The following is a 21929-nucleotide window of genomic DNA, read 5'->3' on the forward strand; positions in this document are numbered from 1 at the left end:
TCATGGCCAAACCTGGATTTCGCCTCGCCTTGTTTGCCACCTTGCTGGCGCTGATCGTGGTGCTGCTCGGCGCCTACACCCGGCTGACCCACGCCGGCCTCGGCTGCCCGGACTGGCCGGGTTGCTACGGTTTCATCAGCGTGCCGAAAAGCGAAGCCCAGCTGGCCCATGCCGAACTGCATTTTCCCGACACTCCGGTGGAAGCCCACAAGGGCTGGAACGAGATGATCCACCGCTATTTCGCCGGCACCCTGGGCCTGTTGATCGTGCTGCTGGCGGCACGCTCCTGGACCCACCGGCATCATCCCGGGCAACCGCTGAAACTGCCGCTGTTCCTGCTTTCGGTGGTGTTCGCCCAGGCCTTGTTCGGCATGTGGACGGTGACCCTCAAGCTGTGGCCGCAAGTCGTCACCGCGCACCTGCTGGGCGGCTTCGCCACCTTGAGCCTGCTGTTCTTGCTGACGCTACGGCTGTCCGGGGTGCTGCCGGCGCTGATCGTGCCGCGGCGCCTGCAATATTGGGCCACGGCCGGGCTGGTGCTGGTGATCGGGCAGATCGCCCTGGGCGGCTGGGTCAGCTCCAACTACGCGGCGGTGGCCTGCATCGACCTGCCGACCTGTCACGGCCAGTGGTGGCCGGCGGCGGATTTCGCCAATGGCTTTCACCTGACCCAGCACATCGGCCCCAACTACCTGGGCGGGCAGCTCGACAGCGACGCGCGCACCGCCATCCATCTGACCCATCGCATCGGCGCGTTGCTGGTGACCCTGGTGTTGCTCGGCCTGGCCTGGCAACTCAAGCATGTGGGCATGACCCGCCTCGCCGGGCTGGTGCTGGTGGCGCTGGCGGCGCAGATCGGCCTTGGCATCAGCAATGTGCTGTTCCACCTGCCGCTGCCGGTGGCCGTGGCGCATAACGCCGGCGGCGCTGCGCTGCTGCTGACCCTGGTGCTGGTCAATTATCACGCCCGCACCAGCCTGGTCCGCTCCCGCTCGCACCTGCCGCTGGGCTGGCGCCTGAGCCCGCGCAAACACGCCGCCGGGCCCATAACCATAAAAGGAGAGATGCCATGGCGACTCTGATCGGCGAGCGTCACAGCCAGGCGATCTGGCGTGACTACCTGGAGCTGACCAAACCCAAGGTGGTGGTGCTGATGCTCATCACCTCGCTGGTGGGCATGTTCCTCGCCACTCGCGCCGGGGTGCCGTGGACGGTGCTGGTGTTCGGCAACCTGGGCATCGCCCTGTGCGCTGGCGCGGCGGCAGCGGTGAACCATGTGGTGGACCGGCGGATCGATGCAGTCATGGCGCGCACCCACAAACGGCCGCTGGCCGAAGGCCGGGTGTCGCCGGCGGCGGCGCTGGGTTTCGCCCTGCTGCTGGCCATCGCCGGGCAAGCCTTGCTGCTGGCGTTCACCAACCCGCTGACCGCCTGGCTGACCCTGGCGTCGTTGCTCGGTTATGCGGTGATCTACACCGGCTTCCTCAAGCGGGCGACCCCGCAGAACATCGTGATCGGCGGCCTGGCCGGGGCCGCGCCGCCGCTGTTGGGCTGGGTCGCGGCCACCGGCCATGTGACCGCCGAACCGCTGCTGCTGGTGCTGATCATCTTCGCCTGGACCCCGCCGCATTTCTGGGCGCTGGCCATTCACCGCAAGGAGGAATACGCCAAGGCCGACATCCCGATGCTGCCAGTGACCCACGGCGAGCACTACACCAAGGTGCATATCCTGCTCTACACCTGCGCCTTGCTGGCGGTCAGCCTGCTGCCTTATGCGATCCACATGAGCGGCATGCTCTACCTGATTTGTGCCCTGGGCCTGGGCGCGCGCTTTCTGCAATGGGCCTGGGTGCTGTACCGTGGCAGTCGGCCGCACGCGGCGATCAACACCTTCAAGTACTCTATTTATTACTTGTTCCTGCTGTTTATCGCGCTGCTCGTAGACCACTACCTATTGTTGAACCTATGACTCGAACTCAGAAAACCGTCTTTATTCTCGTGGCGCTGGTGGCCCTGGTGCTGGGGCTCACCGTCAACAAAGTGCTGACCGGCAAGAACCAGGGGGATCCGACCGCGTTGATCGACGCCGGGATCATCCTGCTGCCCCAGAGCCGCAACCTGCCGGATGTGAAGATGACCGACCAGGAAGGCCAGCCGGTGGTGCTCAATGAGCTCAAGGGCAAGTGGAGCCTGCTGTTCTTCGGCTACACCTTCTGCCCGGATATCTGCCCGACTACCCTCGCCCAGCTGCGCCAGATCAAGAGCGAGCTGCCCAAGGAGGCGGTGGATAACCTGCAGGTGGTGCTGGTCAGCGTCGACCCGAACCGCGACACGCCGCAGCAGCTGAAACAGTACCTGGGCTACTTCGACAAGGACTTCAAGGGCCTGACCGCGACCTCGGTGGCGGACGTGCAGAAGCTCGCTAACGCGGTGAGCATCCCGTTCATTCCCGCCGACACCAGCAAGCCCAATTATACCGTCGACCACAGCGGCAACCTCGCGGTGATCGGCCCGGACGGCACCCAGCGCGGCTTCATCCGCGCGCCGCTGAACAACCAGAAACTGGTGGCCCAGCTGCCGGTGATGTTGCAGCGCAAGTAACCCGGGACGCCTGAATCCTGTAGCCGCTGCCGCAGGCTGCGATAAGGCGCGTAGCGCCTTCCGAGGGCCTCAAGAGCACGTCTCCTGTGGAGCCGATCGCAGCCTGCGGCAGCGGCTACAGGGAACTCGGCAGGCAACTGAAACGAAACGGGGCGCCTCAAGGCGCCCCGTTTGTGTTTCTGCAACCGATCAGAACGCCGGTACCACAGCGCCTTTGTACTTCTCGAGAATGAATTGCTTCACTTCGGGGCTGTGCAGGGCGGCAACCAGTTTCTTCATGGCGTCCGAGTCCTTGTCGTCAGGACGGGCCACCAGGATGTTCACGTAAGGCGAGTCCTTGCCTTCGATCACCAGGGCGTCCTTGGACGGGTCCAGCTTGGCTTCCAGGGCGTAGTTGGTGTTGATCAGCGCCAGGTCGACCTGGGTCAGCACGCGCGGGATGGTCGCGGCTTCCAGCTCACGGAATTTCAGGTCCTTGCTGTTCTCGGTGATGTCTTTGACCGTAGACAGGATGTTGTTGGAATCCTTGAGCTTGATCAGGCCGGCCTTGGCCAGCAGCAGCAAGGCACGGCCGCCGTTGGTGGCGTCGTTGGGGATCACCACGTTGGCGCCGCCCGGCAGCTCTTCGAGCTTCTTGAACTTGTTGGAGTAGGCGCCCAGCGGCTCCAGGTGCACGCCGGCAACGCTTACCAGGTGGGTGCCCTTGGCCTTGTTGAACTCATCCAGGTACGGCTGGTGCTGGAAGAAGTTGGCGTCCAGGCGCTTTTCCGCGACCTGCACGTTCGGCTGGATGTAGTCGGTGAAGACCTTGACCTTCAGGTCCAGGCCTTCCTTGGCCAGCGCCGGCTTCACGAATTCGAGGATCTCGGCGTGAGGCACCGGAGTGGCGGCCACGGTCAGGGTGTCAGCGGCGTGCGCGGAGAACGCGGCAACGGCGGCGAAAGCGACGAGTAGTTTTTTCATCCAGCTAGCTCCTTGTGAGGCGCCCGGTGCCGGACGCCTGCCGGCCAGGGCCGACTTATTTTCGGGAAAAGTGCACCACCAGCTTGTCGCCGACGGTTTGCAGAACTTGAACCAGCACCAGCAACAGCACCACGGTGACCACCATCACATCGGTCTGGAAGCGCTGGTAACCGAAGCGGATCGCCAGGTCGCCGAGACCGCCCGCGCCTACCACGCCCGCCATGGCGGTGTAGGAAACAAGGGTAATCGCTGTCACGGTAATTGCCGCGAAAATACCTGGGCGGGCTTCCGGCAGCAGGGCGTTGGTGATGATCTGCCGGGTGGTCGCGCCCATCGACTGGGTGGCTTCGATGATGCCGCGGTCCACTTCGCGCAGGGCGGTCTCCACCAGGCGGGCGAAGAACGGCGTGGCGCCGACCACCAGGGGCGGGATCGCGCCGGCGACACCCAGGGAAGTACCGGTGATCAGCACGGTGAACGGGATCATCACGATCAGCAGGATGATGAACGGCAGCGAGCGCAGGATGTTCACCAGCAGCGACAGCAGGGCGTAGAGGCTCTTCTGCTCCAGCAGCTGGCGCGGGCTGCAGAGGAACAGCAGCACGCCCAGGGGCAGGCCCAGCAGCACGGTGAACAGCAGCGAGCCACCGAGCATCAGCAGGGTGTCGCCGGTGGCCAGCCAGATTTCGTACCAGTCGATATTGGCGAAGAAACTTGTCAGCAGTTCCATTAGCGCAGCACCTCCATGTGGACATCCGCCGCGGTGAAGTGGGCGAAGGCCGCCTCCATGTCACCGCCGGTGATAGCCAGGGTCAGTTGCCCGTAAGGGACGTCTTTGATGCGGTCGATGCGGCCGGCGAGGATGCTGTAGTCCACCCCGGTTTCGCGGGCCACGGTGCCCAGCAGCGGCGCGTAGGTGGCATCGCCCTGGAAGGTCAGGCGCACGATGCGCCCTGGCACGTGGGCGAAGTCGTCGCGCTGTTCGCTTTCGTCGATCTGCTCGTCTTCCTGGACGAAACGCTTGGTGGTCGGGTGCTTGGGATGCAGGAACACTTCGGCCACCGACCCCTGCTCGACGATCACCCCGGCATCCATTACCGCCACTTGGTCACAGACGCGACGGATCACGTCCATCTCATGGGTGATCAGCACGATGGTCAGCTTTAGTTCACGGTTGATCTCGGCCAGCAGTTGCAGGACCGACGCGGTGGTCTGCGGGTCCAGGGCGCTGGTGGCTTCGTCGCACAGCAGGATCTTCGGCTTGGTCGCCAGGGCGCGGGCGATGCCGACGCGCTGCTTCTGCCCGCCGGACAACTGGGCTGGGTATTTCTTGGCGTGATCGGACAGGCCGACGCGGGCCAGCAACTCGGCCACGCGCTGGTCGATTGCGCTGCGCGACAGCTCGCCGGCCAGGGTCAGCGGCAGCGCGACGTTGTCGGCCACGGTCTTGGAGGCCAGCAGGTTGAAGTGCTGGAAGATCATCCCGACCTGCTGGCGGAAGCGACGCAGGCCGTTGGCGTCCAGGGCGGTGACTTCCTCGTCGTCGACGACGATCTTGCCGCCGCTGGGGTTTTCCAGGCGGTTGATCAGGCGCAGCAGGGTACTTTTGCCCGCGCCGGAATGGCCGATCAGGCCGAATACCTGGCCGTTCTCGACCTTCAGGCTGGTCGGATGCAGGGCGGGAATATCCTTACCGGCGACCCGGTAGGTTTTATGGACGTTTTGAAACTCGATCACGTAGCGAACCTTGTGGGGCGCGTTAGAAAAGGATCAGCGGTTAGCCGGGCGCGCATTTTAGCCTGTCCGTATAGAGGTTCTTAGCATTTATTTTGTATTCATCCTTCGATTTGGCAATAACGCGATCAAAGGTCATAAAAAAGGAACGGCGCCAAACCTCATCAGTCACTCAATAAGCCACTCGAAAAAAGCCAGGTGCCGTGCCTGGCGATTTTGCCCGATGAAGCCCCGCCCCGCCGGGACTTCGCCAACGAGGAGTTTTGCCTGATGAGCAGCAAGAAGCCAAGCGCACCGAAAAGCCAGCTGGCCGGGACCGATACCCTGGATCGCGGCAACACCAACAGCAAGCTGCACAGCCTGGAGACCTTCCACTCCGACGCCACCGAACAGGCGTTGCGCACGAACCAGGGGGTCAAGGTCGCCGATAACCAGAACACCCTGAAGGCCGGCGCCCGCGGGCCCTCGCTGCTGGAAGACTTCATCATGCGGGAGAAGATCACGCACTTCGACCATGAGCGGATCCCGGAGCGTATCGTCCATGCCCGTGGTGTCGGCGCCCATGGTTACTTCCAGGCCTACGAGAATCATTCGGCCCTGACCAAGGCCGGCTTCCTGCGTGATCCGGGCAAGAAGACCCCGGTGTTCGTGCGTTTCTCCACGGTGCAGGGGCCGCGCGGCTCTGGCGACACCGTGCGCGACGTGCGCGGTTTTGCCGTGAAGTTCTTCACCGACGAAGGCAACTTCGACCTGGTGGGCAACAACATGCCGGTGTTCTTCATCCAGGACGCGATCAAGTTTCCCGACTTCGTCCATGCGGTCAAACCCGAGCCGCACAACGAGATCCCCACCGGTGGCTCGGCCCACGACACCTTCTGGGACTTCGTGTCGCTGCAGCCGGAATCGGCGCACATGGTGATCTGGGCCATGTCCGACCGGGCGATTCCGAAAAGCCTGCGCAGCATGCAGGGCTTTGGCGTGCACACCTTTCGTTTCATCAATGCCGAAGGCACCTCCAGCTTCGTCAAATTCCACTGGCGGCCGACAGTGGGCACCTGTTCCCTGGTCTGGGACGAGGCGCAAAAGCTGGCGGGCAAGGACACCGACTTCCATCGCCGCGACCTGTGGGAGTCGATCGAGAGCGGCGATTACCCGGAGTGGGAACTGGGTGTGCAGGTGATAGTCGAGGAAAACGAGCACAAGTTCGATTTCGACATCCTCGACCCGACCAAGTTGATACCCGAGGAGCTGGTGCCGATCACGCCCTTGGGCAAGATGGTGCTCAACCGCAACCCGGACAACTTCTTCGCCGAGACCGAGCAGGTTGCCTTCTGCCCGGGGCATATCGTGCCGGGCATCGACTTCTCCAATGACCCGCTGCTGCAGGGCCGGCTGTTCTCCTACACCGATACGCAGATCAGCCGCCTCGGCGGGCCGAACTTCCATGAACTGCCGATCAACCGCCCGCTGGCGCCCTTCCACAACGGCCAGCGCGATGCCATGCACCGCACCACCATCGACAAGGGGCGGGCGTCCTACGAACCCAACTCCATCGATGGCGGCTGGCCGAAAGAGACGCCGCCCGCGGCCGAGGATGGCGGTTTCGAGAGCTACAGCGAGCGCATCGACGCGCACAAGATCCGCCAGCGCAGCCCGTCCTTCAGCGACCACTTCTCCCAGGCGCGACTGTTCTTCAAGAGCATGAGCACGCATGAGCAGGAACACATCATCGCCGCCTACAGCTTCGAGCTGGGCAAGGTCGAGCGCGAGTGGATCCGCGCGCGGCAGGTCAACGAGATCCTGGCCAATATCGATCTCGAGCTGGCCAGGCGGGTCGCACAGAACCTGGGCTTGCCGGTGCCCAAGGCGGGCACTGTCGAGGTGCCTGAACTGACCCCCGATCACTCGCCAGCCCTGAGCCAGGCCAACCTGCTGTCGGGGGATATCAAGACCCGCAAAGTGGCGATCCTGGCGGCGAACGGGGTCGACGGCAAGGCGATCGACGCCTTGAAAAAGGCCCTGCAAGCCGAAGGCGCCCACGCCAGGTTGCTGGGCCCGACCTCGGCGCCCGTGACCACGGTGGATGGCAAGACCCTGCCGGTGGACGCTTCCATGGAAGGGCTGCCGTCAGTGGCGTTCGACGCGGTGTTCGTGCCGGGCGGTGCCAAGTCGATACAGGCCTTGAGCGGCGATGGCGTGGCCCTGCATTACCTGCTCGAAGCCTACAAGCACCTCAAGGCAATTGCCTTGCAGGGCGAGGCCAAGCAATTGCTGGATGTGCTCAAGCTGGAAGTGGATGCGGGGTTGATCGTCGGCGGGGATGCCAAGGCGTTGAAGGCCTTCTTCAACGCGATTGCCCATCATCGGGTCTGGGAGCGGGAGCCGAAGGCCAAGGCGATTCCGGCCTGATGTTGCTGACGCTTCTGTAGGAGCACAGCTTGCGTGCGAAAGGGTTTGGCACCGCGTTAGCGTTTATCACGCATCGCGGGCAAGTCGGATCGCCGCCCGCTCGCTCCTACAGAGGTGGCGTTATTGGGCTTTGCGTGGCGTCAGCACCATCTGTGCCGGGATGTGGCGCAGGATCTGCCGCTTGACCTGCAGGTCGAACTCGCCGTCGAGCTTTTTCACCCGCTTGCTCAGCAGGGTCTTCAGCCAGGGGTAATCTTCGGTGCGTGGCGCCTGGATGCTCACGTCGCACTGGTAATTCACCACATCGGCGGCGATCGCATCGAGTTGCCGACGCAGTTGCTTGATATCACTGAGGTTCAGCGCAATGGTGGTGCTCTCGGCGGCCGGGTCGATCAGCTTGGCTGGCGGCCGGGCTTCAGCTGCCTTGAGTGCGGCTTCGGCTTTTTCCAGCTCGGCTTTACGGGCCTGGGTGATGGCGCCATCGACGCCGCCGGTCAGGGCCGGTGCCTTGGGCATCAGCGCGCGGGCGCGGCTCAGGGCCGTGGCGGCGGCGTTGACATCACCCTTTTGCAACACGATCTGGCTGCGCTGCAGGTAGGCTTCGGCCAGCTGACGCTGGTATTGCTCGAGCTGCGGGTCGTTGGGCGACTGGGCCTGCAAGGCGCTCAACTGGTCTTCGGCGGTGGCCAGTTCGCTGCTGGCGATATTTTGCTGCAGCTGTGCGATGGCCGTGGCCCGGGCGTCGGGCACTTCAGCCGGCGGCGTACTCTGGCAGGCACCCAGCAGCAGGGAAAATGCGACAAGGAGCAGATAACGGGAGGCGAACGGCTTCATTCCTGCGACTCTCTAATTGCGCAAAAAGCGAGCAAGTCTACACCCCTCGACGGGGCAGGACAAAACTCAGCAGAAACAATGCGGCCGCCGTGACCACGATCGACGGCCCCGCAGGGGTGTCCTTGAACCACGACAACGCCAGCCCGCCACAGACCGCGAGTATGCCCAGCAGGCTCGCGCCCAGCGCCATCTGCTCCGGGGAGCGGGCGTGACGTTGGGCCGCAGCCGCCGGGATGATCAGCAGCGAAGTGATCAGCAGCACCCCGACTATCTTCATCGCCACCGCGATCACCACCGCGATCAACAGCATCAGTGCCAGGCGCAGCGACGCCACCGGCAAGCCTTCGACCCTGGCCAGCTCCTCGTGCACGGTGATCGCCAGCAACGGCCGCCACAGGGCTACCAATAGCAGCAGGACCGCGGCGCTGCCGCCAAGAATCCACGCCAGGTCGCCGGGGCTGATCGCCAGCAGATCGCCGAACAGATAGGCCATCAGGTCGATCCGCACGTCATGCATGAAGCTTAGTACCACCAGCCCGAGGGAGAGGGTGCTGGGAGCGAGAATCCCCAGCAACGTATCGGAAGCCAGCGGCTGGCGCTGTTGCAGGGTGACCAGCAGCACCGCCAGCAACAGGCAGCCGACGGTCACCGCCACCGCCGGGCTGACATCCAGCAGAAAGCCCAGGGCCACGCCGAGCAAAGCGGCATGGGACAGGGTGTCGCCGAAATAGGCCATGCGCCGCCAGACCACGAACGATCCGAGGGGGCCTGCCACCAGCGCCAGCGCCAGGCCTGCGAGCAGGGCGTACAACAGAAAATCAGCCATGCTTGCAGCTATCTCCGTGAACATGAACGTGGCCGGCCGCGGCCCCGGTGACCACCGAACCGTGCAGGTCGTGGGCGTGGTCGTGATGGTGGTGATAGATCGCCAGGCTTGGCGCGTTCTGGCCGAACAGCTCGACGAAGGCCGGGTCGCCGCTGACCTGCTCCGGGTGGCCGGAGCAGCACACGTGGCGATTGAGGCAGACCACCTGGTCGGTGGTGCTCATCACCAGGTGCAGGTCGTGGGAGACCATCAGCACGCCGCAACCGTGGCGGTCGCGCAAACGGGTGATCAGGCTGTACAGCTCGGCCTGGCCGGCGACATCCACGCCTTGTACCGGCTCGTCCAGTACCAGCAATTCCGGTTCGCGCAGCAGGGCGCGGGCCAGCAGCACGCGCTGCATCTCGCCGCCGGAAATGCTCTGCACCGGGCTATCGATCACCTGTTCGGCACCGACCTCGTTCAACGCTGCCAGGGCTGTCGCGCGGTCCACGCCCGGCACCAGGCGCAGGAAGCGCAGCACCGACAGCGGCAATGTCGGGTCGACGTGCAGCTTCTGCGGCATATAGCCGACCCGCAGCTTCGGCTTGCGCCAGACGCTGCCGCTGTCGGGCTTGAGCAGGCCGAGCACGGCGCGCACCAGGGTGGTCTTGCCGGCGCCGTTGGGACCGATCAGGGTGACGATCTGCCCAGGCTCGACACTGAGCTGGATGTTGTCCAGCACGGTCTGCCCGGCAAAGGTCACCGCAACCTGATCGAGGCGGATCAAGGCATTGCTCATCAAGCCCCCTGGCAACCCGAGCAGAGGCCGACCACTTCGACGGTCTGGCCTTCGACGACGAAGCCGACATCGCGCGCGCTGCTGATGATCGCGTCGCTGATGGATTTCTGTTCAAGCTCGATGGCGGCGTGGCAGACGCGGCAGATCAGGAACTGGCCTTGGTGCGCGTGTTCCGGGTGATTGCAGCCGACGAAGGCGTTGAGCGAGGCGATGCGGTGTACCAAGCCGTTTTCCAGGAGGAAATCCAGGGCGCGGTACACGGTTGGCGGCGCGGCGCGGCGACCGTCCTGTTCGCTGAGCACGGCGAGGATGTCGTAGGCACCCAGCGGCTTGTGGCTTTGCCAGACCAGCTCCAGCACCCGCCGACGCAGGGCGGTCAGGCGCAGGCCTTGGCGGGCGCACAGGGCATCGGCCTCGGACAGTGCGCTGTGTACGCAGTGAGAGTGGTCGTGGGGGCGACTGGCAAGGGGGGTTTTAGGCATGAGCGGCGACGATAATGGTGAGAGACGTTATTATGTTACCCGTTCTCGCCTCTTCGAGTGGTCATTGTGTCCCGACTTTTTGCCCTTTTTGTCGCTTTTACCGCCAGTTTGTTCGTGATCAGCTCGGCCCAGGCCGAAGTCCGGGTCCTGACCAGCATCAAACCCCTGCAATTGATCGCCGCCGCCGTCCAGGACGGCATCGCCGTGCCCGAGGTCCTGCTGCCGCCGGGGGCATCGCCGCACAACTATGCGCTGCGTCCTTCCGACGTGCGCAAGGTGCAGTCGGTGGATTTGCTGTACTGGATCGGCCCGGACATGGAGAGCTTCTTGCCGCGGGTCCTCAAGGGCCGCACGCTGCCAGCGCTGGCGGTGCAGGATCTGCCAGGTCTGAAACTCCGTCATTTCGCCGAAGATAACCACTCGCACGCTGAAGAAGCCGACGAACATGATCACGATCATCGTCCGGGCAGCCTCGATGCGCACTTGTGGCTGTCGCCGGTCAACGCGCGGGTCATCGCCGACCGCATGGCGGCCGACCTGAGCGCCGCGGACCCGGCCAACGCCGTGCGTTACCAGAGCAACGCCAAGGCTTTCGACGCACGCCTGGATGCCCTGGATGCCCGTTTGAAAGCTCGACTGGCCCCGATCTCCGGCAAGCCTTATTTCGTCTTCCATGAAGCCTTCGATTACTTCGAAGACGCTTATGGGCTCAAGCATGCGGGCGTGTTCAGCGTGGCGGCCGAAGTGCAGCCGGGCGCGCAGCACGTAGCGGCAATGCGCGCGCGCTTGCAGCAGGTCGGCAAGACCTGTGTGTTCAGCGAGCCGCCATTGCGCCCGCGCCTGGCCGAAACCCTGGTGGCGGGTTTGCCGGTGAAGCTGGCGGAACTCGATGCGCTGGGCGGCTACACCCCGGCGACCGCGCAGGGGTACGAGCAGGTGCTGGAGAAGCTGGGCAACGATCTGGCAGGCTGCCTGGAATCGCTGTAAAGACTGCTGGCGCTATTGCGGGCAAGCCGCGCTCCTACAAGAGACCGTAGGGGCGGGCTTGCCCGCGATGCTTTCAGATGGCGAATGGCAATGGCGTGCTGACCTGCTGGCGCTGGGCCAGGCGCAGCTGGAACTCCATCGGGTCGTGAATCAGCACGTCCTGTCCGGCGAAGGACTCGGCGGCGATCAGGCGTGACAGCCAGAAGCGCACGCAGGCCACCCGCAACAGGGTTGGCCACAGTTCGGCCTCGGCGGTGGTGAACGGGCGCAGGGCCGCGTAGGCGCCCAGCAGGGCCCGGGCACGCGAGCCGTCGAGCAGGCCGTCGGCGTCGGAACACCAGTCGTTCAGGGCAATCGCCACGTCATACAGCATCGGCCCGGAGCAGGCGTTGTAGAAGTCGATCAGCCCGGTCAGGTGCGTGCCTTCGAACATCGCGTTGTCGCGGAACAGGTCGGCGTGGATATTGGCCCGAGGCAGCGCGAGGATCTTCACCTTCTGCTCGTCGATTTCATCCAGGGCCCGCTGCAGCAGGTCCCGCGCCTGCGGGTCGAGATGGGACAGCATCTGCGAGCCTTCTTCCTGCATCCAGTCCAGGCCACGATCGGTCTTGCGCTTGATCATGTTGTCCCTGGTCGCCAGGTGCAGATGAGCCAGCAGCTCGCCGACCTGCGCGCAATGCTGGGCATTGGCTTGCTTGATGTGCTTGCCGGCTAGGCGCGGCTGCAGCAGCGCCGGCTTGCCGGCAAGCTCGCGCAGGGCCACGCCGTCGGTGGTGCGCAGGGCGTAAGGCACCGGCAGGTCGGCGTCGTGCAGCACGTCCAGCAGTTCGATGAAGAACGGCATTTCCTGGACCGGGCCGCGCTCGACCAGGGTCAGGACGAACTCGCCCTGTTCCAGGCTGATGAAGAAGTTGGTGTTTTCGCTACCAGCGGCAATCCCCTGGAAGTCAAGCAGGCGGCCGAGCCCGTAAGGGGCGAGAAAGGTTTCCAGCTCGGGCCGAGCCAGGGGAGTGAACACAGACATGGTTAAAAACTGCCAGTACGGGCGCCGCTGTCGAGCCAGCGCCGGTTGAAGTTAGGAGTGGTTTACCACTCGAAAATTTTCCACGCCGGAATCAGCATATCCGGCTGGTCAGAACGAATGAAGTTGCCATCGGAACCGTCGGCGCGCACCAGAAAGTAGGGTTTGCCGACCTTCGGTGTGACCTTGATGGCGTACAGGAAACCGTTCTGGCGGTACTCCTGGATGGTCTTGTCGCCTTCCGTGCGAATGGTTACTTCCGGATCCGCCGATGGCGCATCCTCCGCCGCAATCACGGCCATCGGCGCGATTGCAATCAGGCTGGCCAGCAGCAAGCGATTTAGTGTGCGCATGATAACCTTGTCCCTTTGTCGTCAACGGTCCCGCTATTCTAGCGCCGGACCCGCCGAAAAGGTTGATCCTGCTCATGAGCCAAGCCCCCCTCGTCCTGGTGGACGGTTCGTCCTACCTGTACCGCGCCTTCCACGCGCTGCCCCCGCTGACCACTTCCAAAGGCATGCCGACCGGTGCGGTCAAGGGCGTGCTGAACATGCTCAAGAGTCTGCGCAAGCAGTACCCGGACAGCCCGTTCGCCGTGGTGTTCGACGCCAAGGGCGGGACCTTCCGCGATGACATGTACGCCGAGTACAAGGCCAATCGCCCGAGCATGCCCGACGACATGCGGGTGCAGATCGAACCGCTGCACGCCAGCGTGATCGCCCTGGGCTTTCCGCTGCTGTGCGTCGAGGGCGTCGAGGCGGACGACGTGATCGGCACCCTGGCCCGCAGCAGCGCGGCGGCCGACCGGCCGGTGGTGATCTCCACCGGCGACAAGGACATGGCGCAACTGGTGGACGGGCACATTACGCTGGTCAACACCATGTCCGGTAGCAGCATGGACGTGGAGGGCGTGAAGGAGAAATTCGGCGTCGCTCCCGAGCAGATCATCGACTACCTGGCGCTGATGGGCGACTCCTCCGACAACATCCCGGGTGTGCCGGGCATCGGCCCGAAGACTGCTTCCGGCCTGCTGGTGGGGGTGAACGGTGGCCTGAACGAGCTGTATGCACAGCTCGATATCGTCCCGAGCCTGCCGATTCGCGGGGCCAAGACCCTGCCGGCCAAGCTCGAAGAGCACAAAGAGATGGCTTTCCTCTCCTATCAGCTGGCAACGATCAAGGTCGATGTGCCGCTGGATGTCGGCCTGGACGACCTGCACCTGGGCGAACCGGACCGCGACAAACTGGTCGAGCTGTACAGCCTGCTGGAGTTCAAGAGCTGGCTCGACGAGCTGCAGCGCGATGCCAAGCGCCTGGAGCTGAGTGTCGCCGCCTCTGAGCCGGTGGCCGACTTGTTGACTCAGGCCGAGATCGAAGTGCCGGTGGTTGTCGAAGCTCAGTACGAAACCATCCTCGATCAGGCGCGTTTCGATGTCTGGCTGGAAAAGCTGAAGAACGCCAAGCTGTTCGCCTTCGATACCGAAACCACCGGTATCGATGCCCAGCAGGCGCAGCTCGTGGGGTTGTCCTTCGCCGTGCAGGCCAACGAAGCGGCTTATATTCCGCTGACCCACTCTTATATCGGCGCGCCGGAGCAGTTGGATCGCGACACCGTCCTGCGCGCCCTTAAGCCGATTCTCGAAGACCCGAACAAGCTCAAGGTCGGCCAGCACGCCAAGTTCGACATGAACATCCTGGCCAACTGCGCCATCGGCGGCGATCAGGCCAACGGCATCACGGTGCGCGGGGTCGCCTTCGACACCATGCTCGAGTCCTACGTGCTCAACTCCACCGCCACCCGGCATGACATGGACAGCCTGGCGGAGAAATACCTGGGCCATACCACCGTGAGTTTCCAGGACATCGCCGGTAAGGGCGCCAAGCAGCTGACCTTCGACCAGATTGCTCTTGAGCAGGCCGGACCTTATGCGGCGGAAGACGCCGATGTGACCCTGCGTCTGCATCAGGTCTTGCATGAAAAACTGGCCGCGATCCCGAGCCTGGCCAGCGTGCTCAGCGATATTGAAATGCCCGTGGTGCCGGTGCTGGCGCGGATCGAGCGCCAGGGTGCCTTGGTGGACGCCGACCTGCTGGGCGTGCAGAGCATCGAACTGGGCGACAAGATGGTGGCGCTGGAGCGTGAAGCCTTCGAGATCGCCGGTGAAGAATTCAACCTGGGTTCGCCCAAGCAACTGGGAGTCATCCTCTACGACAAGCTCGGCCTGCCGGTGCTGAAGAAGACTGCCAAAGGCCAGCCGTCCACCGCTGAAGAAGTGCTGGCCAAGTTGGCCGAGGACGACTACCCGCTGCCCAAGGTGCTGATGCAGTACCGCTCCATGAGCAAGCTCAAGAGCACCTACACCGACCGCCTGCCGGAGCAGATCAACCCGCGTACCGGGCGAATCCACACCTCCTATCACCAGGCAGTCGCGTCTACCGGGCGTTTGTCTTCCAGCGATCCGAACCTGCAGAACATCCCGGTGCGTACCGCCGAAGGCCGGCGCATCCGCCAGGCCTTCATCGCGCCGCCTGGCTACAAGCTGCTGGCGGCGGACTATTCGCAGATCGAACTGCGGATCATGGCGCACCTGTCCCGCGACGAAGGGCTGATGAATGCCTTCCGCAATAACCTCGACGTGCACACGGCCACCGCGGCCGAAGTGTTCAAGGTCGAACTCAAGGACGTCAGTTCCGATCAGCGCCGCAGCGCCAAGGCGATCAACTTCGGCCTGATCTATGGCATGGGCGCGCAGAAGCTCGGCAAGGACATCGGCGTCGATACCAAGACTGCCAAGGCCTATATCGACACCTACTTCGCCCGCTACCCCGGCGTGCGCGAATACATGGACCGCACCCGCGCCCAGGCCGCGGAACAGGGTTATGTGGAAACCCTGTTCGGCCGCCGCCTGTACCTTCCGGAGATCAACTCCAACAAGCCGCAGGAACGCGCCGGCGCCGAACGTACGGCGATCAACGCACCGATGCAGGGCACGGCGGCCGACATCATCAAGAAGGCCATGGTGGCGGTAGACAACTGGCTGACGGCCTCAGGCCTGGATGCCAAGGTCATCCTGCAAGTGCACGACGAACTGGTGCTGGAAGTGCGCGAAGACCTGGTGGACAAGGTGAGCGAGGAGATTCGCGGCTACATGAGCAATGCCGCGACCCTGGATGTGCCGCTGCTGGTCGAAGTCGGGGTGGGCAGTAACTGGGATGAGGCGCACTGAGGCGAGAAGGCAGTACTTTGGCCGCGGCATAGTGCCGCGGCGAAGGCTAGCGAAGAGCTATTAGTGCGGAAAATTTCATCGACTATTGCCAATAGTTTTTGAAACCTCCCGGAACTTAATCAGTGAAAGCCCACTCAGAGTAACTGAATGGCTGGTGAAGCCCTTCGATGCTCCTATGTTGTGTTAAGTGTTGGCAGATATCTGGACCCCGCCCTAGCGGTCCGGAACTTGGACCCCGAACTTCCCCTCCCCATACGAAGTCCGGGGTTTTTTTTGCCCAAAAACTGCCTGTGGCGCGATCATGCTGCGTTAAAAACTGGCGGGAAATGCTCATTTAGGCCCCTAAAGTCGAATGCGACCCCAGCCGTTTCCGCCAGTTTTTGCCTTGCCTGATCACACCACAGGCAGTTTTGCGTATGTCTTTCAGGCCTCGGTTTCGGCGCCTTTGTCCGCCAGTTCCATCCAGCCCGCCAGTACAGTGTAGGCCTCTTCCAGGCCCATGCGTTTTGGTGCCGAAAACAGTTGGATGGTGACGTTATCGCCCCAGCCCTTACGGATTTGCGACTGCACCTTGAGCAGGGTGTTCTTGGCCGCGCCGTAGGTCAGTTTGTCGGCCTTGGTCAGCAGGATGTGCATCGGCATGCCGCTGGCGACGGCCCAGTCGAGCATCAGCAGGTCGAAGTCGGTCATCGGATGGCGGATGTCCATCATCAGAATCAACCCTTTCAGACTCTCGCGGCTGCCCAGGTAGGCTTCCAGGTGACGCTGCCAGTGTTGCTTGAGCGGGATCGGTACTTTCGCGTAACCGTAACCCGGCAGGTCGACCAGACGGCGATCGTCGTCTAGCTTGAAGAAGTTCAACAGCTGCGTACGGCCCGGAGTTTTCGAGGTGCGTGCCAGGCTGGCATGGGTCAGGGTATTCAGGGCGCTGGATTTGCCAGCGTTGGAACGCCCGGCGAAGGCCACTTCGAAGCCTTCGTCGTCGGGGCATTGATCGACTTTGGCGGCGCTGAGCATGAAAGTGGACTGTTGGCACAGACCAAGAATGGGATTTTTGAGTTGCATGGGATTTCCGATAGGGGCGGTGCCGAGAATGGACGCGGCGAGCGGTGTCGTTTCCGTTTCAGTAGCGCCAGTATATAATGCCGCAGATTTTGTGTGCGCTTTGTCCCAGCGTAGGATGAAGTTCACGAGAGCGATAGACCTTGATTGCGCATTAGAACGCAGCACGCTCTCAACCCTGAAAAGGTCGTTTTATGACGAAATGGCTGCTGGCTGCCGGCGTCCTGATACCGCTTTACAGCGCTCAGGCTACACAGGATCCGGAAGCTGTGTACAACCGTGTTTGTGGGGCTTGTCATTCCGGCCAACTACCAACGGCTCCCCGCAAGGGGGACCAGGGAGCTTGGGCGCCGAGGCTGGCGCAAGGTATGGAGACGCTGGTGCAACACGTGACCCAGGGTTTCAAGGCGATGCCGCCGCGTGGTTTGTGCATGGACTGCAGTGCCGAGGATTACCGAGCCATCATCCTTTGGATGAGCGAGTGATCCCGGTCCATAACTCTTAACCCTTAGCCGTAGTTGGATTAGCTGATGAACAAATTACTCGTGAGTCTGCTGTTGACCTTGGGCATCACAGGTGTCGCCCATGCTGCAGGCGACGCTGCTGCCGGTCAGGCGAAAGCCGCTGTATGTGGTGCTTGCCATGGTCCGGATGGGAACAGCATGGCGCCTAACTTTCCAAAGCTGGCGGGTCAGGGTGAGCGTTACCTGAACAAGCAGTTGCACGACATCAAGTCCGGCAAGCGCCAGGTGTTGGAAATGACCGGCCTGCTGACCAACCTGAGCGATCAGGACCTGGCCGACCTCTCCGCCTACTTCGCCAGCCAGAAAGGCAGCGTCGGCGCGGCAGACCCGAAAGTCGTGGCTCGCGGTGAAGAGTTGTTCCGTGGCGGCAAGCTGGATCAAGGCATGCCTTCCTGCACCGGTTGCCACTCGCCAAATGGCACGGGTAACGCCGCTGCCGGCTTCCCGCACCTGGGTGGCCAGCATGCTCAGTACGTAGCCAAGCAGTTGACCGACTTCCGCGAAGGCAACCGCACCAACGACGGCGACACCATGATCATGCGCAGCATCGCCGCCAAGCTGAGCAACAAGGACATCGAAGCGGTATCCAGCTACATCCAGGGCCTGCACTGAGGCCGGCGATCATGTTGCGAAAGGGTCTATCTTGCGCAACGTTAATGATCGATTAATCTGTCGATGAAAGCATAAAGGGTGGCTCAGGCCGCCCTTTTTTATGGCGTCTGCCGCTACACTAGCGAACTCAAGCCCTGCCATGACCTGTCTGCGAACAGGCCGCGTGAGGCGACCTTACTTGTTCAGGAGTAAAGCATGCGTAATCTGATTCTCAGCGCCGCTCTCGTCACCGCCAGCCTGTTTGGCATGACTGCTCAAGCCGCCGAGCCCCTTGAAGCCGGTAAACAATATGTAGAGCTGAGCAGCGCCGTTCCGGTTGCGGTGCCTGGCAAGATCGAAGTGGTCGAGCTGTTCTGGTATGGCTGTCCGCACTGCTACGCCTTCGAGCCGACCATCAACCCATGGGCTGAAAAACTGCCGGCCGACGTCAACTTCGTGCGCATCCCTGCCATGTTCGGCGGTATCTGGAACGTTCACGGTCAACTGTTCATCACCCTGGAAGCCATGGGTGTCGAGCACAAGGTCCACAAAGCGGTATTCGAAGCCATCCATGGCGGCAAGAAACTCGCATCCCCAGAGGAAATGGCCGAGTTCCTGGCTGGCGAAGGCGTCGACAAGGACAAATTCCTGAGCACCTACAACTCGTTCGCCGTCAAAGGCAAGGTCGAGGACGCGAAGAAGAAGGCCCAGGCCTATCAGATCTCTGGCGTACCGACCATGGTCGTCAACGGCAAGTACCGCTTCGACCTGGGCACCGCCGGTGGCCCTGAAGGTGCCCTGAGCGTCGCCGACCAGCTGATCGCCAAAGAGCGGGCGGCCAAGTAAGCGAGTCCCTGCCATGCGACGTTGGGGTACGGAACGCATCGTTGGCCTGCATGATCCGCGGGTCAACGAGCACCATGTGGCGTCCTCCGGCCTGCCGGCAGACAGCCGTCTGCGGCTGCTCAGTTTTAATATCCAGGTCGGTATCAGTACCGAACGTTATCGGCATTACCTGACCCGTGGCTGGCAGCACCTGCTGCCGCACAACGGGCGCGCCGACAACCTGCAAAAGATCGGCGATCTGCTGGGCGACTTCGATCTGGTCGCCCTGCAGGAAGCCGATGGCGGCAGTCTGCGCTCGGGCTACGTCAATCAGGTCGAGCACCTGGCCCAACTCGGCGCCTTCCCCTACTGGTACCAACAGCTCAATCGCAACCTTGGCCGCCTGGCCCAGCACAGCAATGGCGTGCTCAGCCGCCTGCGTCCCTGGGCGATCGAAGATCATCCGCTGCCCGGCCCCAAGGGGCGTGGTGCGATCCTCGTGCGCTTCGGCGATGGTTCCGAGGCGTTGGTGGTGGTGATGATGCACCTGGCCCTGGGCGCCCGCACGCGTACCCGGCAACTGGCCTATATCCGCGAGATGATCGGCGGCTACAAGCATCAGGTGCTGATGGGCGACATGAATACCCATGCCAGCGATCTGCTGGAGCATTCGCCGTTGCGCGACCTCGGTCTGCTGGCGCCGCAATTGGAAGCGACGTTCCCCAGCTGGCGCCCGCAACGCTGTCTTGATCATATTTTGCTCAGCCCCAGCCTGACGCTGGAGCGGGTCGAAGTCCTGGCCCAACCGATTTCCGATCACCTGCCGGTCGCGGTAGAGATTCGTCTGCCGGGTTCGCTCACGGCCGATGCATTGCCCGCGCTGAGTCCTGCCCCTCGCGGAACCCATGAATGAGCGACGACGCCCAGCGCTGGAAAGAGAAGTACCTCAAAAGTATCGAACAACAGGAAAAACTCGAGCGACGCTGGAATGCCCGCCTCGACCTGCTTCGCCGTGGCCTGGTGCGCAGCACGCTGGCGGCCGAAGGTACTGATCGCGCTGTCGATCAGTGCATGAAGGAAATGCGCGAGGTGGTGCGCACCGACGATATGGACGCGGCCTTGGCGGCCCTGTTGCCGCGCCTGGAAAAAGCCGTGCTGGACTCCGAGCAGCGCCGCGAGACCCGCATCGAGCAAATGAGCACGGCCCTGACCTCGCTGGTCAGCCAGTTGCAGAAGCTGCCGTTGCCTCGCGAGGTGAGTCGTCCGCTGAAAAACTTCGCCAAGCAACTGGATGGTCGTGTCGGCCAAGCCCGGGAAATTCCACTGTTGCTGGGTGAGCTGAGCGGCCTGCAAGGCAAGGCGCTGAGCCAGCTGGAGAACCCCGCGGAGCCGCCCCGCCCAGGTTTGCTGCAGCGTCTGTTTGGTGGCCGTGACGCTGACGAAGCGCCTGTCCTGTCCGCGGCCGAAATGCCTGCGGTGGTGGCGAGCCCGGTTGCGGTACAGCCACTGGCAACGGCTGAAAGCGCTGCGGTTGAAACGCCACCGTCTCGTGTCGAAGTCGCGCCCGCACGGCCGTCCGAAGCCCCTGCGCCTGTGGTCGAGGAGCTCGCTGCTGTCAGCCAGCCGCCCGAGCCACAACCGCAAGCACTGCCCGAGATAACCACGGCTGCCCAGGTCGAAGCCTTTGTACCGCCGGTGCTGGAGTCGGAGAAACCCATCGCCGTCGAGCCGGCCCCGCCGATGCTGGATTCACAGGAATCGCCGTCGCCAGCCGCGCCTGAACCCATTGAAGTGCCGCCGGCCGTGCAGCCTTCGACTGTCGACGCTGCGGTTGCTCTTTCCAACCCGGATGAATTGATCGTTGCCGCACCCGCCGAGGCGGCCCCGGCGCCTGTGCTGCTCGATCGCTTGCCGTTGCCGGCGGCCATGGCCGAGGCGCTGGCGGCGATCGACCCGCAGCAGGCCGAGCAGGATGTGCTGTATGCCCTGCCCGACACGCCGGAGCCCTCCTACAGTTCGGTGGCCAAGCACATCGAACATACCCTGCTCGGCCTTCTGGATGACCTGAGCTTGCCAGAACGTCATCGGCCGCAAGCCGAGTCCATGCGCGATCGCTTGCAACATGGGTTGAACTGGTACGAATTGCTGCCGATCCTCGACGATCTGGCAGTATTGATGCTGGCGATCACCGACAGCGGCCAGCATGAGTTCGAGGCGTATCTCAAGCGACTCAACGAGCGCTTGGAATCCTTCCAGAGCAACCTGCAGGCCGCCAGCGAGGGCCATGCCGACAGCAGTTCGGCGGCGCGGGAGATGGACACGCAGATTCGCGAGCAGGTCGATGGCCTGCAAAGCAGCGTTCAGGAAGCGGCGGATCTGGACGATCTCAAGCAGGTGCTGGAAAGCCATCTGGAAGGCCTGCTTGGCACCATGGACCATCACCAGAAGCAGCGTGACGAACGCGAAAAGGAAGTGGCTGCGCGCCTGCAAAGCCTGGCCGAGCGGGTGTCGAGCATGGAGCAGGAAGCCCAGGGCTACCGCGAGCACCTGGAAGAGCAGCGGCAGAAAGCGCTGATCGATCCCCTCACCGGCCTGCCCAATCGAGCGGCCTGGAGCGAGCGTCTGGAGCATGAAGTGGCGCAGTGGCAGCAGCACGGCAACACCTTGTTGCTGGCGATGCTCGACCTCGACCACTTCAAGCGGATCAACGACAACTACGGTCACCTGGCCGGCGACAAGGTGCTGAAGATCATCGCCGGCGTGCTGCGCAAGCGCCTGCGCGGCAATGATTTCATCGCCCGTTTCGGCGGTGAAGAGTTCGTCCTGCTGATACCCGATACCACCTGGCCGGTCGGGGCGCGCCTGGCGGAAACCTTGCGGGCGGCCATCGAAGCCTGTCCGTTTCACTTCAAGGGCGAGCGGGTGACCATCACCATGTCCATCGGTATGAGTGCGTTCAAACCGGGAGAACGCAGCGACCTGGTGCTCAAGAGAGCCGATCAGGCGCTCTATCGGGCCAAGGAGGCGGGGCGCAACCGGGTGGAACTGGGCTGACGCATAATTTGT

General features: G+C 63.1%; 21 protein-coding genes. 11 read left to right on the top strand and 10 right to left on the bottom strand.

All coding sequences use genetic code 11. The features are described from left to right. Positions 1-2: 2 nt before the first annotated feature. The 3 genes from CXQ81_RS02550 to CXQ81_RS02560 are packed head-to-tail and all read left to right on the top strand — an operon-like array spanning position 3 to position 2601. The gene (locus tag CXQ81_RS02550) at positions 3-1082 is read left to right on the top strand and encodes a heme A synthase (protein WP_053276838.1); all 1080 of its coding nucleotides are present in this window, start codon (positions 3-5) and stop codon (positions 1080-1082) included. After that, positions 1070-1969: a heme o synthase gene (gene cyoE / locus CXQ81_RS02555; RefSeq protein WP_053263249.1), complete on the top strand. Its 900-nt coding sequence runs from the start codon at positions 1070-1072 to the stop codon at positions 1967-1969. The genes CXQ81_RS02550 and cyoE overlap by 13 nt, the downstream gene beginning before the upstream one ends. Next, on the top strand, positions 1966-2601 hold the full coding sequence (locus CXQ81_RS02560) for an SCO family protein (protein ID WP_009041520.1): 636 nt from the start codon (positions 1966-1968) through the stop codon (positions 2599-2601). The genes cyoE and CXQ81_RS02560 overlap by 4 nt, the downstream gene beginning before the upstream one ends. Positions 2602-2790: 189 nt before the next feature. Here the strand turns inward: CXQ81_RS02560 and CXQ81_RS02565 are convergent, their stop codons facing one another. The 3 genes from CXQ81_RS02565 to CXQ81_RS02575 are packed head-to-tail and all read right to left on the bottom strand — an operon-like array spanning position 2791 to position 5301. Further along, the gene (locus CXQ81_RS02565; protein ID WP_101336393.1) at positions 2791-3564 is read right to left on the bottom strand and encodes a MetQ/NlpA family ABC transporter substrate-binding protein; all 774 of its coding nucleotides are present in this window, start codon (positions 3562-3564) and stop codon (positions 2791-2793) included. A 55-nt stretch (positions 3565-3619) separates the two neighbouring features. After that, complete coding sequence (locus CXQ81_RS02570; RefSeq protein WP_007924307.1) at positions 3620-4294, bottom strand: methionine ABC transporter permease; 675 nt, start codon at positions 4292-4294, stop codon at positions 3620-3622. Then, positions 4294-5301 (bottom strand): methionine ABC transporter ATP-binding protein, encoded by a 1008-nt coding sequence (locus CXQ81_RS02575; RefSeq protein ID WP_007924306.1) that lies wholly within the window; start codon positions 5299-5301, stop codon positions 4294-4296. Before CXQ81_RS02575 ends, CXQ81_RS02570 begins: the two co-directional genes overlap by 1 nt. 213 nt (positions 5302-5514) lie before the next feature. Here CXQ81_RS02575 and katE point away from each other — a divergent pair, with 213 nt between their 5' ends. After that, on the top strand, positions 5515-7707 hold the full coding sequence (katE, locus tag CXQ81_RS02580; protein ID WP_256593450.1) for a catalase HPII: 2193 nt from the start codon (positions 5515-5517) through the stop codon (positions 7705-7707). 120 nt (positions 7708-7827) lie between these two features. On the opposite strand, the gene CXQ81_RS02585 is transcribed toward katE, so the two are convergent. The 4 genes from CXQ81_RS02585 to zur are packed head-to-tail and all read right to left on the bottom strand — an operon-like array spanning position 7828 to position 10627. Further along, complete coding sequence (locus CXQ81_RS02585; RefSeq protein WP_101336394.1) at positions 7828-8541, bottom strand: PA5502 family lipoprotein; 714 nt, start codon at positions 8539-8541, stop codon at positions 7828-7830. A gap of 37 nt (positions 8542-8578) precedes the next feature. Next, the gene (gene znuB / locus CXQ81_RS02590; RefSeq protein WP_007924303.1) at positions 8579-9367 is read right to left on the bottom strand and encodes a zinc ABC transporter permease subunit ZnuB; all 789 of its coding nucleotides are present in this window, start codon (positions 9365-9367) and stop codon (positions 8579-8581) included. Next, positions 9360-10145: a zinc ABC transporter ATP-binding protein ZnuC gene (znuC, locus tag CXQ81_RS02595; RefSeq protein ID WP_007924302.1), complete on the bottom strand. Its 786-nt coding sequence runs from the start codon at positions 10143-10145 to the stop codon at positions 9360-9362. Before znuC ends, znuB begins: the two co-directional genes overlap by 8 nt. Then, positions 10145-10627, bottom strand: coding sequence for a zinc uptake transcriptional repressor Zur (zur, locus tag CXQ81_RS02600; RefSeq protein ID WP_007924301.1), 483 nt, complete (start codon positions 10625-10627; stop codon positions 10145-10147). The genes znuC and zur overlap by 1 nt, the downstream gene beginning before the upstream one ends. A gap of 57 nt (positions 10628-10684) precedes the next feature. Here zur and CXQ81_RS02605 point away from each other — a divergent pair, with 57 nt between their 5' ends. Further along, complete coding sequence (locus CXQ81_RS02605; RefSeq protein WP_101336395.1) at positions 10685-11614, top strand: zinc ABC transporter substrate-binding protein; 930 nt, start codon at positions 10685-10687, stop codon at positions 11612-11614. 73 nt (positions 11615-11687) lie between these two features. Here CXQ81_RS02605 and CXQ81_RS02610 read toward each other — a convergent pair whose 3' ends face one another. Continuing rightward, positions 11688-12638 (bottom strand): homoserine kinase, encoded by a 951-nt coding sequence (locus CXQ81_RS02610; RefSeq protein WP_101336396.1) that lies wholly within the window; start codon positions 12636-12638, stop codon positions 11688-11690. 62 nt (positions 12639-12700) lie between these two features. Then, on the bottom strand, positions 12701-12988 hold the full coding sequence (locus CXQ81_RS02615; protein ID WP_007924295.1) for a DUF2782 domain-containing protein: 288 nt from the start codon (positions 12986-12988) through the stop codon (positions 12701-12703). A 74-nt stretch (positions 12989-13062) separates the two neighbouring features. Here CXQ81_RS02615 and polA point away from each other — a divergent pair, with 74 nt between their 5' ends. Then, positions 13063-15861, top strand: a complete 2799-nt coding sequence (polA, locus tag CXQ81_RS02620) for a DNA polymerase I (protein WP_101336397.1) — start codon at positions 13063-13065, stop codon at positions 15859-15861. A gap of 423 nt (positions 15862-16284) precedes the next feature. Here polA and yihA read toward each other — a convergent pair whose 3' ends face one another. Next, a complete protein-coding gene (yihA, locus tag CXQ81_RS02625) occupies positions 16285-16926 on the bottom strand; it encodes a ribosome biogenesis GTP-binding protein YihA/YsxC (protein ID WP_007924293.1) in 642 nt (213 codons plus the stop codon). A gap of 191 nt (positions 16927-17117) precedes the next feature. Here yihA and CXQ81_RS02630 point away from each other — a divergent pair, with 191 nt between their 5' ends. From CXQ81_RS02630 to CXQ81_RS02650, 5 genes are all read left to right on the top strand, one after another. Further along, positions 17118-17408 carry a cytochrome c5 family protein gene (locus tag CXQ81_RS02630; protein WP_009041528.1) on the top strand — a complete coding sequence of 97 codons (291 nt, stop codon included), beginning with the start codon at positions 17118-17120 and terminating at the stop codon, positions 17406-17408. Positions 17409-17453: 45 nt separating this feature from the next. Further along, positions 17454-18059 (top strand): cytochrome c, encoded by a 606-nt coding sequence (locus CXQ81_RS02635; protein ID WP_009041529.1) that lies wholly within the window; start codon positions 17454-17456, stop codon positions 18057-18059. 195 nt (positions 18060-18254) lie between these two features. Further along, positions 18255-18884: a thiol:disulfide interchange protein DsbA/DsbL gene (locus tag CXQ81_RS02640; RefSeq protein ID WP_009041530.1), complete on the top strand. Its 630-nt coding sequence runs from the start codon at positions 18255-18257 to the stop codon at positions 18882-18884. Between the two features lie 13 nt (positions 18885-18897). Continuing rightward, positions 18898-19776 carry an endonuclease/exonuclease/phosphatase family protein gene (locus CXQ81_RS02645; RefSeq protein WP_101336398.1) on the top strand — a complete coding sequence of 293 codons (879 nt, stop codon included), beginning with the start codon at positions 18898-18900 and terminating at the stop codon, positions 19774-19776. Beyond that, on the top strand, positions 19773-21917 hold the full coding sequence (locus CXQ81_RS02650) for a GGDEF domain-containing protein (protein WP_101336399.1): 2145 nt from the start codon (positions 19773-19775) through the stop codon (positions 21915-21917). Before CXQ81_RS02645 ends, CXQ81_RS02650 begins: the two co-directional genes overlap by 4 nt. Positions 21918-21929: the final 12 nt, after the last annotated feature.

The organism is Pseudomonas sp. 09C 129 (assembly GCF_002843625.1).
GTDB lineage: Bacteria > Pseudomonadota > Gammaproteobacteria > Pseudomonadales > Pseudomonadaceae > Aquipseudomonas > Aquipseudomonas chlororaphis.

Coding starts and splice junctions, on each gene's coding strand:
- CXQ81_RS02570 (WP_007924307.1), bottom strand. CDS start 4,294: ATGGAACTGCTGACAAGTTTCTTCGCCAATATCGACTGGTACGAAATC.
- znuB (WP_007924303.1), bottom strand. CDS start 9,367: ATGGCTGATTTTCTGTTGTACGCCCTGCTCGCAGGCCTGGCGCTGGCG.
- CXQ81_RS02565 (WP_101336393.1), bottom strand. CDS start 3,564: ATGAAAAAACTACTCGTCGCTTTCGCCGCCGTTGCCGCGTTCTCCGCG.
- znuC (WP_007924302.1), bottom strand. CDS start 10,145: ATGAGCAATGCCTTGATCCGCCTCGATCAGGTTGCGGTGACCTTTGCC.
- yihA (WP_007924293.1), bottom strand. CDS start 16,926: ATGCAACTCAAAAATCCCATTCTTGGTCTGTGCCAACAGTCCACTTTC.
- cyoE (WP_053263249.1), top strand. CDS start 1,070: ATGGCGACTCTGATCGGCGAGCGTCACAGCCAGGCGATCTGGCGTGAC.
- CXQ81_RS02560 (WP_009041520.1), top strand. CDS start 1,966: ATGACTCGAACTCAGAAAACCGTCTTTATTCTCGTGGCGCTGGTGGCC.
- CXQ81_RS02635 (WP_009041529.1), top strand. CDS start 17,454: ATGAACAAATTACTCGTGAGTCTGCTGTTGACCTTGGGCATCACAGGT.
- CXQ81_RS02610 (WP_101336396.1), bottom strand. CDS start 12,638: ATGTCTGTGTTCACTCCCCTGGCTCGGCCCGAGCTGGAAACCTTTCTC.
- zur (WP_007924301.1), bottom strand. CDS start 10,627: ATGCCTAAAACCCCCCTTGCCAGTCGCCCCCACGACCACTCTCACTGC.
- CXQ81_RS02550 (WP_053276838.1), top strand. CDS start 3: ATGGCCAAACCTGGATTTCGCCTCGCCTTGTTTGCCACCTTGCTGGCG.
- polA (WP_101336397.1), top strand. CDS start 13,063: ATGAGCCAAGCCCCCCTCGTCCTGGTGGACGGTTCGTCCTACCTGTAC.
- CXQ81_RS02640 (WP_009041530.1), top strand. CDS start 18,255: ATGCGTAATCTGATTCTCAGCGCCGCTCTCGTCACCGCCAGCCTGTTT.
- CXQ81_RS02645 (WP_101336398.1), top strand. CDS start 18,898: ATGCGACGTTGGGGTACGGAACGCATCGTTGGCCTGCATGATCCGCGG.
- CXQ81_RS02615 (WP_007924295.1), bottom strand. CDS start 12,988: ATGCGCACACTAAATCGCTTGCTGCTGGCCAGCCTGATTGCAATCGCG.
- CXQ81_RS02650 (WP_101336399.1), top strand. CDS start 19,773: ATGAGCGACGACGCCCAGCGCTGGAAAGAGAAGTACCTCAAAAGTATC.
- CXQ81_RS02585 (WP_101336394.1), bottom strand. CDS start 8,541: ATGAAGCCGTTCGCCTCCCGTTATCTGCTCCTTGTCGCATTTTCCCTG.
- CXQ81_RS02630 (WP_009041528.1), top strand. CDS start 17,118: ATGACGAAATGGCTGCTGGCTGCCGGCGTCCTGATACCGCTTTACAGC.